Genomic DNA, 11,190 nt, shown 5'->3' with positions numbered 1-11,190 from the left:
GCATCCGCTCGCGCCGGCCGGTCAGGATCTTGTGCGGATAGGCCTGATGCCCCACGTCCCACACCAGCCGGTCGCGCGGCGTGTCGAACACATAGTGCAGCGCAACCGTCAGCTCCACCACGCCAAGGCCAGACCCAAGGTGACCGCCCGTCTGCCCCACCGCCCCGATCATCTCCGCCCGGACCTCGTCCGCCAATGCCCGCAAACGCGGCAACGGCCAGCCCCGAAAATCCGATGGCGCCTCTACTCCCTCCAGCAAGGGACGATCTCGTTCTAACGACATCCCTGCGCCTTACACCCTTGCCCCCGGCCTGTCGATTGTGAGAAGCCGGCAACGCCCGATGGAAAAATGCGATAAATGACCCGTCCATGACCGCGAAACCCGCCTCGGGCGCCATCATCAGGCCCGCGCGCCTGGCCGATCTTGCCGCGCTGCAAAGCGTGATGGACCTGGCGATCGGCACGCTGCAATCCGCGTTTCTTGCCCCCGCCCAGATCGCGGCCAGCCGGGCGGTGATGGGCCTGGACCGGCAGCTGGTGGCGGATGGCACCTATTTCATCGCCGAAGCCGATGGCGCGCTGGCCGGCTGTGGCGGGTGGAGCCGGCGCGCGACGCTCTACGGCGGCGATCACAGCGCGGGCTTGCGCGAACCGCGCCTGCTCGATCCGGCCACCGAGGCCGCCCGGGTCCGCGCGATGTACACGCATCCGGCGTTCGCGCGGCGCGGCATCGGCCGGGCGCTGCTGGCCCATTGCGAGGCGGCGGCCCGCGCCGAAGGCTTCGCGCGTTGCGAACTGATGGCGACGCTGGCCGGCGAACCGCTTTACCGGGTGGCCGGGTACGATGTGATCGAGGAGATCGTGGACGATCGCGGCGGCGCCCCCGTGCCGCTCAAGCGCATGGGGAAAGTGCTTTAACCGCAATCCCCGCAGCGGCCGCGGATTTCCACCACCGGCCGCACATCGGCGAAGCCCGCATCCTGCGCCGCCTGGCGCAAGGCGCCGGTCAGGCGATCGTCATCGATATGGATCGTATGCCCGCACGAATCGCAGATCAGGAAGATGCAATCGTGCCGGCAACCGGGATGGCTGTTCGCGACATAGGCGTTGGCGCTTTCCACCCGCCGGGCCAGGTTGGTGCGCACGAACAGGTCGAGGATGCGATAGACGCTGTTGGCGGCCACACGCTTGCCCCGCCGCGCGCCCACGGTTTCGGCGATGTCATAGGCCGAGGCGGGCTTTTCCCGTTCGACCAGCGCTTCGAACACGTCGGCGCGCATGTCGGTCCATTGTTCGCCCGAGGCGACGAGAACGTCACGCGCGGCGCCGACCAGCGTGTCTCCGACATGTTCGTGATGATGATGCCCCGGCATGTGCCCTAGATAGGAGCGCCGCACGCCCGGTGCAATCGCTCCGGAGCCGCCGCGCCCGCTACCGTCAGTTCACCGTGAACGATGCTTTCCAGAACTGCGGGAACGTGCGCTTCAGCGCATCGACCTTGGGCACGTCCCAGCGGCGGATATAGCCGTGATCGGGGTTCCGCAGCATGAAGTCCTGGTGATAGGCCTCCGCCGCGTAAAACCCGCGGTTGGGCTCGATCGCGGTGACGATCGGCGCGCGCCACAGGTTCGTCCGCCGCAGCTGCGCGACATAGGCGGCGGCCACGCGCGCCTGTTCCGGGCTCTGCGGCACGATGGCGTTGCGATACTGCGTGCCGACGTCCGGCCCCTGCCGGTTGAGCTGGGTGGGATCGCTGGCGACGCCGAAGAATATCCGCAGCAGCTCGTCATAGCGGATGCGCGCCGGATCGTAAGTGATCCGCACCGCTTCCGCATGGCCGGTGCGCCCGGTACTGACGGTTTCGTACCGCGCATCGCGCGCGCCGCCGCCTTCGAAGCCCGATACCACGCTGGTCACGCCCTTCACGTGGCTGAACACCGCCTCCATGCCCCAGAAGCAGCCGCCGGCGAATACCGCCGTGCGGCGCCCCGGCGCTTCGCTGGCCTTCACCGCCGCTTCGGGTGTGGCGACCACGCCTTCGGCCTGCGCGGGCTGCTGGCAGGCGGCCAGCACGAGCGCGAGCGCAACGGCCAGGCCCGGTGCCCGCCGCATTATCACCGCGCTCCGGACGCGGGCGCGGCGGCCTGCGCCCCGCCTACCGCCACGCCCGCCTTGGCGCTTTCCGCGCGCACGTCCGAGCCGATCGAAAGCGCCATGCCGGCCGTACCGATCAGGAAGCCGACGAGGAGAGCACGGAAGAAGTCAGGCGTGAACAGGCCCATGAGGGGATCTCTTGGCAATGGCGGCAGGGCGCCCTGGGAACGTATGTCGATCATGCCCGGTTCTTCGCCGCCGCGCTGTGAAGCGTTACACAGCCGGCGACATTTTGCGGAGCAACACGGCGCGGCCCACGTAGGGAGCCTTGTCGGCAGGACAAGAGGCATTCGACGATCGACATGGTCGATCCGGTCCAAATGCGACGAACGGAGGATGCCGGAAGCGGCCTTTCAGGCGCGCAGGCTGACCCATATGGGCGCGTGGTCGCTCGCCTTCTCGCGCCCGCGATAGGCCTTGTCGACTCCGGCCGCCACCAGCCGGTCGGCCAGTTCGGGCGAGAGCAGCGCGTGATCGATGCGGAAGCCGTGGTCGCGCTGCCACGCGCCGGCCTGATAATCCCAGAACGTCCACACCCCGCCGCGCGGGTTGTGCAGGTCGATCGCGTCGGTCCAGCCATCGTTGATCAGGCGGCGATAGGCATCGCGCGATTCGGGCTGCATCAGCGCGTCGGTGGCCATCGCGCGGACCGAGAACGTGTCCTTGTCCTCGGGAATCACATTGTAATCGCCGATCACCAGCGCGGGGATCTCCTGCGCGGCAATCTCGGCCATGCGGGCGCGGAGGCGCTCCATCCAGCGCAGCTTGTAATCGAACTTCGGCCCCGGCTGCGGATTGCCGTTGGGCAGGTAGATGCACACCACGCGCAGCCCGAACACGTCAGCTTCGAGATAGCGCGCATGTTCGTCGTCCGGATCGCCGGGCAGCCCGCGATGCGCTTCCACCGGCTTTTCGCCATCGGCCAGGATCGCCACGCCGTTGAAACCCTTCTGGCCGTGCCAGATGGCGTGGTAGCCGATCTTCTCGAACTCCGCGGCGGGGAAACCTTCATCCTGCGTCTTGATCTCCTGCAGGCAGGCGACCGCGGGGCGGGTTTCCTCCAGCCATTCGAGCAGGCGCGGCAGGCGCGCCTTGATGCCGTTGATGTTGAAGCTGGCAACCTTGAGCGTGTTCATACCGCGAAAGAGGAGCCGCAACCGCAGCCCGATGCCGCGTTGGGATTGGTCACGCGGAAGGCCGAACCGCCCAGCGATTCGACATATTCGACCACGCTGCCCGCCAGCAGATCGAGGCTGACGGGATCGACCACCAGCCGCACGCCGTCGGTCTCCGCGATCGAATCGTCGTCCTGCGCCGCTTCGTCCAGCCCGAAGCGGTACTGGAAGCCCGAACAGCCGCCGCCTTCCACCGAAAGCCGGAGAATGGCGGGCTTGCCCTGCTTCGCGGCGATCGCGGCGATGCGGGTGGCTGCACTGGGTGCAAGCGAGACGGCGGGTTCGGTCATGCCCGACAAGATAGGCATGGTCGGCCCGTCACTCAAGCGGCGCCGTCAGACTCCCGGATTTCAGGCTCCGCTTCAGGCCTGCTGGATATAGACCCGCATGGCGTCCGCTTCGGCCTCGATGCGGTCGATGCGGTACTTCACCAGATCACCGATCGAGACGAAGGCGACCATCCGTCCGTTCTCGACCACCGGCAGATGGCGGAACCGCCGCCGCGTCATCAGCGCGAGCGCTTCCATGACCGACGTGTCCGGCGCGATCGTGATCACCGGCGCGGTCATCACGTCGCGCACTTTCATCCGCAACGCATCGGCCCCGTGGTTCTGCAGCGAATAGAGCACATCGCGTTCGGAGAAGATGCCGGCCACGCCGTCCCCATCGCCATCCTGCACGGGAAGCGCGCCGATGCGCTTCTTCGCGAGCACTTCAACCGCATCGGCCACGGTATCTTCGGCATGGCACCGCCACACCTCCGCTCCGCGCCCGGCAATCAGCCTGGCAATGGTCATGACGCTTTCCTTCCCCGTTAGGTGCAACCTCTTCCTGATCCGGGCTTGCCGGTCCCCGCCCTGGCTTGCGCCATCGCGGTTCGCTGCCCGTTCGACCGATCATGCCACCATCGCGGTGACAGTAAAGAGCGTTGACGGCGAAAGCGATTGCCAGCCCCTGCCGCGCGGCGCATGGAGAGCCGCGATATGCCCAGAATATCCCCGCTCGACAACCCCGCGAACGCCCGCTTCGCCTGGGCGCGCTATTTCCGGCTGATGCGCTGGATGGGGCTGGTCACGCTGTGCGTGATCGCGATGGTCGCGACCTATCTCTACGAGGTGGTCGGCTTCGTCTCGATCCATCTCTACATCGCGATCACCCTGGGCATCGGCCTGACGATGATGCTGATGGCGGCGCTGATGGGGCTGGTGTTCCTGTCCAGCGGCACCGGGCACGACGAGGCGATCGAAGACCCGTTCGAGCACGACGAAGGGTGGGGCGGATAGGCTTCAGCCTGCCGGCGGATTGAGCCGGTAATCCTCCACCGGCACGCCGCCGATCAGGTGTTCCTGAAGAATCCGCTCCAGCACCGGCGGCGTGCAGGAATGATACCACACGCCTTCCGGATAGACGACCGCCACCGGCCCGGCGAGGCACACGCGCAGGCATCCCGCCTTGTTGCGCAGCACGCCCGACGATCCGCCCAGCTTCAGTTCGCCCAGCCGCTTCTTGAGGAAGGCCCAGCTTTGCTGCCCCACTTCGCGCGGGCAGCACTTGTCCTTTTCCGGATCGACGCAGAGGAAGATATGCCGGCGCGGCGCGAAGCCGCCCAGCTTTTCCAGCGCGCTTTCGGCCTGGGCCAGTTCTTCGGGCGAAACGGTCATGCGCGGAGCATCCATTGATCGATCGCGGCACGCGCCGCATCGGGAAGCGGGTGGGGCCTGTCCCCGTCGACGCAGACGATCACGGTCCGCGCGGTGGCGACGGCGGCATCGCCCTGCACCAGCAATTGCTGCACGGTCCAGCTCGTCCGCCCGACCGCGACCGCGCCCACGTGGCAGCGCAGCGGCTGCGGGTAATGCCCCTGAGCCAGATAGTCGATCGAAACGCTCGCCACCATCGCGCGCAGCGGGCGGATCACGGTGCGGAAGCCCAGCGCCTCGTTGAAGCGCACGCGCGCATCTTCCAGCACCGCCGCTATGGCCACATTGTTGATGTGGTCGTTGGGATCGAGATCGGCGAAGCGGGTCGTTATTTCTAGGTCGAACGGATAGCGCGCGGCATCGAGCAGCGCCGGATCGGGTTTCGCCATGGCTCAGTCTGCCTTCCCGCCGCCCGTCTCGCCGCCCGCCCGGCCGCCACGATGCAGCCAGCGATCCAGCCAGGCGAACACCGTCTCATGCCATTGCAGTGAATTCTTCGCCTTGAGCACCCAGTGGTTCTCGTCGGGGAAGACCAGCAGTTCGGACGGGACCTTGCGCATCTGCAACGCGGTGAACGCGGCGAGGCCCTGGGTATAGGGAATGCGGAAGTCCTTCTCGCTCGTCACCACCAGCATCGGCGTCTTCCACTTGGCCACGTGGTTCACCGGGTTCCACTTCTCGAACTCCTCGGGCGCCTCATAATAGGCGTGGCCGCCGTGTTCCCATTCGTCGAACCACAGCTCCTCGGTTTCGTAGGCCATGGCACGCGCGTCGAACACGCCATCGTGCTGGACAATGCACTTGAACTTGTCGGGCCACTGGCCCTCGACCCAGTTCATCATGTACCCGCCATAGGACGCGCCCATCGCGCAGGCGTTGCCATCGTCGATCTGGGGATCGGCCGCCGCCGCCGCGGCCAGGCCCTTCTGCAGGTCCTCCAGCGGCTTGCCGCCCCAGTCGCGGTTGATGGCATCGACGAAGGCCTGGCCGTAGCCGGTGGAGCCGTGGAAATCGATCGCGACCACGGCATAGCCCTGGCTCGCCACGACACGCGCGTTCCAGCGGTTGGACCAGCCGTCGTTGAACGAGCCCTGCGGTCCGCCATGGACATAGAGGATCGCCGGCAGCTTGCCGGTGGTACCGGCGGGCTTGGTCACCCAGCCCCACACGGTATCGCCGCTCGCGCCCGTGAAGCTGAGGCGGCGGGTCACCACCGGGGCGCGTTCAGCCATGGTCGTGGCCGCCACGTCGGTCACGCGCAGTCCCGGCTTGCCCGCCTTGGCCACGTAGAGCTCGGCCGGCGCATCGATCGTATCGCGCAGGAACACCACCCTCCCGTCTTTGAGCGGCAGGACGTTGCTGATGTGCCCTTCGCGCGCCTTGTCGGGCGACAGCGCCAGCCGCGCAACCTTGCCGCTCGCCGCGTCGATGCGGAACGCGGGCGTATCGAGCACGTCCTCGGCCGTGGCGATCAGGGCCTTGCCGTCGGGCGTCCAGGTCAGCGACGCGACCGAACGGTCCCAGCCCCCGGTCAGCGCGCGATCCTCACCCGTGGCCAGGTTGCGCAGGTGAACGACCAGCCGGTCGCTTTCATAGCCGGGCCGCGCCATCGCGGCATAGGCCAGCCATTTGCCGTCGGGCGAGACCGCCGGCATCGTGTCGGTCGCCGCGTTGGCGGCGGTCAGGTTCTTCGGCGCGGAACCATCGACCGGCGCCCACCACAGGTCGATGTTGGTCGAATGCGGCTCGTTCCGGTCGGCCTGCCGCGCGGCATAGATCACCGCGCGTCCATCGGCGCTCCACGCGATTTCCCCGCCATCGCCGAACGGCTTGGTCGGCGCATCGCCGACAAGGCCGCCCTGCGCCGGATCGCCATCGAGCGCGCGGCCGCTGTCGGTATCGATCCGCCCGTCGGCCCCCAGCGCGAATGCGAACACGCGGCTGTAGTTGCCCGGTGTCTCCCATGCGTCCCAGTGCCGGACGAACCCCACGCCGTCCTTGTAAAGCCGCCCCGTGCCCGGCCCCGGCAGGCTGATGTTGCCATCGCCGGCGCACCCGCCGAACGTGGGGCAGCTGCGCGCGATATCGCCCCACACGGCCAGCCGCCGGCCATCGGGGGAAAGCTTGAACCCGGCGACATCGGCCTTGAACGCCGTCACCTGCCGCGCGCTGTCGGGCGTGGCCGGCCGCACCGACCAGACTTGCGTGGTCGCGGCTGCGTCCGTGGCCGCACCGGCGGGCTTGCGGTCCGACAGCAGCCACAGCGTGCCGTCGGCCGCGAAGGCCGGATCGCTGACCGATCCCTCCCACGCCAGCTTCACCGGCGGCGCCTTGGCGTCGGTCAGCGATCTCAGCCAGATTGCCGTGGTGCGCTTGTAGGTGACGGGATCGGTGGTGGTCACGGTATAGGCCGCCCATGCTCCGTCGGGCGAAACCGTGGCCGAACCCAGCCGGTTCAGCGTGACGAGGTCCTGCGCCGACATTGGCGGCGGACCGGCTCCGGCGGCAGCGGATGCCGTGTTGGCGAAAAGGGGCGAAACGAGGCAGGCGGCCAGCAGCGCCGCGCGAAGCGAAACGGTTTTCATGGAAACCGGGTTAGCGGCTCCGCCATCGAAGGCAAAGCGAATCGGCAGGAACGCGAATCGGGTTCCTGCCCTTCCGGTCCCTCCGAACCGGACGGCGGGTCAGCTCTTCTTGCCGACGATCCGCGTGATTTCGGCAGCGACCATCCGTTCGACCATGCCTGGCAGGTTCTTTTCCAGCCATTCGGACAGCATCGGGCGCAGCATGTCGCGCACCATGCCTTCCAGCGAAGTCTCGCCCGAGCGGACGATCTGCGGCTGGGCGCCTGGTTGCGCCAGCATCGACAGAGCCGCCAGCGAATCGCGCATGGAAACCGCGGCGGTTTCCGGAAGCAGCGGCGCGTCGTCCTCGTCCGTCATGGCATCGCCCTCGTCTTCGCACGCGTCCCCCGCCAGCAGGACCTCGGCGTCCTCCTCGGCAAGATCCAGAACATCGGCCGGGCGCGCGGCAAGAGCGGCGGGTGTCGGTACGGGCGCTTCGCGCCGCGCGCGCGCCTGCGCGGATTCGGCACGGTTATCCCGCGCGATCACCTTCTTGATCGATTCGAGTATTTCCTCGACCGAAGGTTCACCAGCCTGCCGCATCGCCTTTTCGCACCCCTGAAACAGACGCTCCGAATCCCCGCCGTTACGGAGCAGTCTGAGCAGGAATTGTCGCATCCTGGGCCGGTGTGTCAACGGTGCGTGTGGATTGGGCGACAGGTGCGGGATCGTGTGCCCAGTCCCATATGTTGTTCCGGACCCGGTCGTAGTTGACTTCGGGATCGTAGAGCACGCCGCCGTCCAGCCCCAGATCCTTGGCCTGCGCCTTGCCTATGGCGGACAGCAGGTTGAAGCCGGCGACATAGGCATTGCGCCGCGCGGTAACGAGCTGGACCTGCGCGTTGAGCAGTTCCTGTTCGGCGTTGAGGATGTCGAGAATCGTGCGGTTGCCCACGGTGTTTTCCGCGCGCACGCCTTCGAGGCTGAGCGCCGCGGCGTCCACCGCCGTCTGGTTCATCGTAATCACGTCGTTCGCCGCCTTCCACGAGGAATAGGCGGCGCGCACGGTGGCGATCACCTGCCGTTCGACGCCGATCTCCTGTTCCAGCGCCGCGCCTTCGCGCGCCTGCGCCTGGCGGATCTGCGCGGCGGGCAAACCGCCCTGGAACAGCGGGATCGTGGCCCGCACCCCGGCCTGCGCCGTGGTGTAGGGCTGGACCGACACGACCTGGTTATTTTCGGCAAACTTCAGCGAGTTGACGTAGTTGTAGTAATCGCCCGTCGCGAACAGCGAGAGCTTGGGCAGGCGCGATGCGCCGGCCGCCTTGGTGTCGAAGCCGGCGGCCTTGCTCTGTTCCTGCGCGGCCTGGAGATCGGGATTGTTGGCCAGCGCAATCTGCACCGCATCGTCGGGCGTGGCCGGCAGGCCGGGCAGCGGCGGCGGCGCTTCCAGATCGGCCGGCACCTTGCCCACCACCTGGATGTAGGTTTCGCGGCTGGTAACGAGATTGGCCTCAGCCTGCCGCAACTGCCCGCGCGCCAGCGCGAGGCGCGAGTTCGATTGCGCCACGTCGGTCCGCGTCACGTCGCCGATCTCGAAGCGGTCGCTCGTCGCCTTCAGGTTCACTTCCAGAACCTGCACGTTGCTGCGGTTGAGGCCGACGATCGCCTGATCGCGGATCACGTCCATATAGGCGGCCACGGTCTGGCTGAAGACGCCCGATTCGGTGCCGCGCAGGCTGGCCTGGCCGGCCAGCACGCGGGTTTCGGCGGCATGGACCGAATTGCGCACGGACCCGCCCGAATAGACCGGCAGACCGGCGTTGACTTCGCCCACCAGCACGCGCGCCGGCGCGGTGAACGAGACCGGGCTGTTCTTGACGAATTCGGTATAGGTCGCGGTACCGGCCAGGCTGGGCAGGCCCGGAGCCTTGGCCGCGGCGACACCCGCGTCGGTGGCGCGCTGGTTGGCGCGCGCGGCCTGCAGCGTGGGGTTGGTGTTATAGGCCCCGACCAGCGCCTCGCGCAGGTCGTCCGCCAGGGCAGGGGCGGCCGGAAGCGCCAGCGCCGACCCGAACGCCGACCCCAGCAGGGTCGCGCGCAGCCAAGCGCTTCCTCGTCCGGCCCTGTCCCTCCCCATTTTCGTCATGACGTTCAGAAGCTCCACTTCTTCGGCGCGGCATAGTCGGCCAGCGCCGCGAAATCCGCTTCGCCCAGGCTGGCGAACGCGATTTCGCCCGCCACCTTGCGGCCGATGGCCAGCCGCGCCACGCCGCGTTCGATCAGGCCGGTAACGACACGGCCATCGTCGGCGAGCGCCGCCACGAGCGCCGCGGGCGCCACTTCGATCGCGCCATCGATCAGGATCAGCGAATAGGGACCGCCCTCCACGGTGGCACCGGGCGCGGCCAGCGTAACGCTGCCCACCAGCCTGCCCACCACGGCGGCGAGATAGGCGCCGGGCTTGCCGATCACCAGCACCGTGTCGGCAGGCACCGGTTCGGCGGCGGTCAGCATCTGCCCATGCGTCAGCGCGGGGGCCAGCACCGTGCCATCGCCCAGTGGCACCGCGCGATCGGCATAGGCCACCGCGCGCCGTTCCGCCGGCACGAAATCCTCCCGCGGGATCGCGGCGAAAGCGGCGAGAATCGCCGGATCGTTGACGCCGCTCACCCGGAGCTGGCTGTCGATCATCGCGCGCCGCGCCGGGGCAAGGTCCGCACCGGTCTCGGCGCCCATCGGCCGATCTTCCACCACTGTCATGCTATCCCTCGTAACTGGCCTGCAAAAGCGACCCGCCACTGTATTACACCATCAATACACCAGTGCAACGCCGGTGTCGGGGCATTCCAGTCCGGGCTTCCGGGCACCGCCTGTAGAATATCGCTTTCCCCACGCCAAGCGCTTTGCACGTCGCCCGTCGGCGCGTAAGGGGCGCCCATCGATTCAACCGGCCAATCGGTCCGGCCGGCGCCGATCGGGCAGCGATCGGCCGGTAGCGGCCAGCCAGCGACGAAGGAGTCAGCGACAATGGCGGAAATGGTGACAATCCGGGAAGAAGACCTGATCGAAAGCGTCGCCGACGCGCTGCAATACATCAGCTACTTCCATCCGATGGACTACATCCGTGCGCTGGGCGAAGCCTACAAGGCGGAACAAGGCCCGGCGGCGAAGGACGCCATCGCCCAGATTCTGACCAACAGCCGCATGTGCGCCGAAGGCCACCGGCCGATCTGCCAGGACACCGGCATCGTCAATGTCTTCATCCAGTGGGGGCAGGATTGCCGCCTCGAATCCGACCGTTCGCTGCAGGACGTGGTCGATGAAGGCGTGCGCCGCGCCTACCTGAACCCGGACAACAAGCTGCGCGCCTCGGTGCTGGCGGACCCGGCCTTCACCCGCCGCAACACCAAGGACAACACGCCCTGCGTGCTCCATGTCGATATGGTGAAGGGCGGCAAGGTTTCGGTCGACGTCGCGGCCAAGGGCGGCGGGTCGGAAAACAAGTCCAAGTTCAAGATGATGAACCCCAGCGATTCGATCGTGGACTGGGTGGTGGAGATGCTGCCCCAGATGGGCGCGGGCTGGTGCCCGCCG

General features: G+C 67.7%; 16 protein-coding genes. 3 read left to right on the top strand and 13 right to left on the bottom strand.

Features of this window, described 5'->3' with window-relative positions:
- Positions 1–283, bottom strand: a 283-nt coding sequence (locus B3547_RS21295; protein WP_292961975.1) for a 1-deoxy-D-xylulose-5-phosphate synthase N-terminal domain-containing protein, incomplete at its 3' end; no start/stop codon positions are given.
- Positions 284–369: 86 nt separating this feature from the next.
- On the opposite strand from B3547_RS21295, the gene B3547_RS21290 reads away from it, so the two are divergent.
- Positions 370–918 carry a GNAT family N-acetyltransferase gene (locus tag B3547_RS21290; protein ID WP_292966831.1) on the top strand — a complete coding sequence of 183 codons (549 nt, stop codon included), beginning with the start codon at positions 370–372 and terminating at the stop codon, positions 916–918.
- Here B3547_RS21290 and B3547_RS21285 read toward each other — a convergent pair.
- From B3547_RS21285 to B3547_RS21260, 6 genes are all read right to left on the bottom strand, one after another.
- On the bottom strand, positions 915–1,373 hold the full coding sequence (locus B3547_RS21285; RefSeq protein ID WP_292966828.1) for a Fur family transcriptional regulator: 459 nt from the start codon (positions 1,371–1,373) through the stop codon (positions 915–917). The two genes, B3547_RS21290 and B3547_RS21285, sit on opposite strands and share 4 nt — an antisense overlap.
- Before the next feature lie 64 nt (positions 1,374–1,437).
- Positions 1,438–2,112 (bottom strand): peptide-methionine (S)-S-oxide reductase MsrA, encoded by a 675-nt coding sequence (msrA, locus tag B3547_RS21280; RefSeq protein WP_292966826.1) that lies wholly within the window; start codon positions 2,110–2,112, stop codon positions 1,438–1,440.
- A gap of 2 nt (positions 2,113–2,114) precedes the next feature.
- On the bottom strand, positions 2,115–2,282 hold the full coding sequence (locus B3547_RS21275; RefSeq protein WP_292966823.1) for a hypothetical protein: 168 nt from the start codon (positions 2,280–2,282) through the stop codon (positions 2,115–2,117).
- 225 nt (positions 2,283–2,507) lie between these two features.
- Complete coding sequence (gene xth, locus B3547_RS21270) at positions 2,508–3,290, bottom strand: exodeoxyribonuclease III (RefSeq protein ID WP_124811377.1); 783 nt, start codon at positions 3,288–3,290, stop codon at positions 2,508–2,510.
- Positions 3,287–3,619 (bottom strand): iron-sulfur cluster insertion protein ErpA, encoded by a 333-nt coding sequence (gene erpA, locus B3547_RS21265; protein WP_124811387.1) that lies wholly within the window; start codon positions 3,617–3,619, stop codon positions 3,287–3,289. Before erpA ends, xth begins: the two co-directional genes overlap by 4 nt.
- A 72-nt stretch (positions 3,620–3,691) precedes the next feature.
- The gene (locus B3547_RS21260) at positions 3,692–4,126 is read right to left on the bottom strand and encodes a CBS domain-containing protein (RefSeq protein ID WP_124811378.1); all 435 of its coding nucleotides are present in this window, start codon (positions 4,124–4,126) and stop codon (positions 3,692–3,694) included.
- 186 nt (positions 4,127–4,312) lie between these two features.
- Between B3547_RS21260 and B3547_RS21255 the strand changes: the two genes are divergently transcribed.
- Entirely contained in the window at positions 4,313–4,612 is a 300-nt protein-coding gene (locus B3547_RS21255; RefSeq protein WP_292966819.1) for a hypothetical protein, read from the top strand.
- A 3-nt stretch (positions 4,613–4,615) separates the two neighbouring features.
- Here the strand turns inward: B3547_RS21255 and B3547_RS21250 are convergent, their stop codons facing one another.
- From B3547_RS21250 to B3547_RS21225, 6 genes are all read right to left on the bottom strand, one after another.
- Positions 4,616–4,990, bottom strand: a complete 375-nt coding sequence (locus B3547_RS21250) for a (2Fe-2S) ferredoxin domain-containing protein (RefSeq protein ID WP_124811380.1) — start codon at positions 4,988–4,990, stop codon at positions 4,616–4,618.
- Positions 4,987–5,418: an acyl-CoA thioesterase gene (locus B3547_RS21245; RefSeq protein WP_292966817.1), complete on the bottom strand. Its 432-nt coding sequence runs from the start codon at positions 5,416–5,418 to the stop codon at positions 4,987–4,989. Before B3547_RS21245 ends, B3547_RS21250 begins: the two co-directional genes overlap by 4 nt.
- Before the next feature lie 3 nt (positions 5,419–5,421).
- Positions 5,422–7,614, bottom strand: a complete 2,193-nt coding sequence (locus B3547_RS21240) for an alpha/beta hydrolase family protein (RefSeq protein WP_292966815.1) — start codon at positions 7,612–7,614, stop codon at positions 5,422–5,424.
- A 99-nt stretch (positions 7,615–7,713) separates the two neighbouring features.
- Positions 7,714–8,196, bottom strand: a complete 483-nt coding sequence (locus tag B3547_RS21235) for a DUF2497 domain-containing protein (RefSeq protein WP_124811383.1) — start codon at positions 8,194–8,196, stop codon at positions 7,714–7,716.
- 43 nt (positions 8,197–8,239) lie between these two features.
- Positions 8,240–9,742: a TolC family outer membrane protein gene (locus tag B3547_RS21230; protein WP_223806885.1), complete on the bottom strand. Its 1,503-nt coding sequence runs from the start codon at positions 9,740–9,742 to the stop codon at positions 8,240–8,242.
- Between the two features lie 5 nt (positions 9,743–9,747).
- Positions 9,748–10,356, bottom strand: coding sequence for a protein-L-isoaspartate O-methyltransferase family protein (locus B3547_RS21225; protein WP_124811384.1), 609 nt, complete (start codon positions 10,354–10,356; stop codon positions 9,748–9,750).
- Positions 10,357–10,623: 267 nt separating this feature from the next.
- Between B3547_RS21225 and B3547_RS21220 the strand changes: the two genes are divergently transcribed.
- Positions 10,624–11,190: fumarate hydratase (locus tag B3547_RS21220; protein WP_292966811.1), on the top strand; the 567-nt coding region annotated here is incomplete at its 3' end.

The organism is Novosphingobium sp. UBA1939 (assembly GCF_002336885.1).
Lineage (GTDB): Bacteria > Pseudomonadota > Alphaproteobacteria > Sphingomonadales > Sphingomonadaceae > Novosphingobium.
Note: the sequence above shows the minus strand (reverse complement) of the source record. Positions and strands in the feature narration are given on the sequence as shown.

Coding starts and splice junctions, on each gene's coding strand:
- B3547_RS21290 (WP_292966831.1), top strand. CDS start 370: ATGACCGCGAAACCCGCCTCGGGCGCCATCATCAGGCCCGCGCGCCTG.
- B3547_RS21285 (WP_292966828.1), bottom strand. CDS start 1,373: ATGCCGGGGCATCATCATCACGAACATGTCGGAGACACGCTGGTCGGC.
- msrA (WP_292966826.1), bottom strand. CDS start 2,112: ATGCGGCGGGCACCGGGCCTGGCCGTTGCGCTCGCGCTCGTGCTGGCC.
- B3547_RS21275 (WP_292966823.1), bottom strand. CDS start 2,282: ATGGGCCTGTTCACGCCTGACTTCTTCCGTGCTCTCCTCGTCGGCTTC.
- xth (WP_124811377.1), bottom strand. CDS start 3,290: ATGAACACGCTCAAGGTTGCCAGCTTCAACATCAACGGCATCAAGGCG.
- erpA (WP_124811387.1), bottom strand. CDS start 3,619: ATGACCGAACCCGCCGTCTCGCTTGCACCCAGTGCAGCCACCCGCATC.
- B3547_RS21260 (WP_124811378.1), bottom strand. CDS start 4,126: ATGACCATTGCCAGGCTGATTGCCGGGCGCGGAGCGGAGGTGTGGCGG.
- B3547_RS21255 (WP_292966819.1), top strand. CDS start 4,313: ATGCCCAGAATATCCCCGCTCGACAACCCCGCGAACGCCCGCTTCGCC.
- B3547_RS21250 (WP_124811380.1), bottom strand. CDS start 4,990: ATGACCGTTTCGCCCGAAGAACTGGCCCAGGCCGAAAGCGCGCTGGAA.
- B3547_RS21245 (WP_292966817.1), bottom strand. CDS start 5,418: ATGGCGAAACCCGATCCGGCGCTGCTCGATGCCGCGCGCTATCCGTTC.
- B3547_RS21240 (WP_292966815.1), bottom strand. CDS start 7,614: ATGAAAACCGTTTCGCTTCGCGCGGCGCTGCTGGCCGCCTGCCTCGTT.
- B3547_RS21235 (WP_124811383.1), bottom strand. CDS start 8,196: ATGCGGCAGGCTGGTGAACCTTCGGTCGAGGAAATACTCGAATCGATC.
- B3547_RS21230 (WP_223806885.1), bottom strand. CDS start 9,742: ATGACGAAAATGGGGAGGGACAGGGCCGGACGAGGAAGCGCTTGGCTG.
- B3547_RS21225 (WP_124811384.1), bottom strand. CDS start 10,356: ATGACAGTGGTGGAAGATCGGCCGATGGGCGCCGAGACCGGTGCGGAC.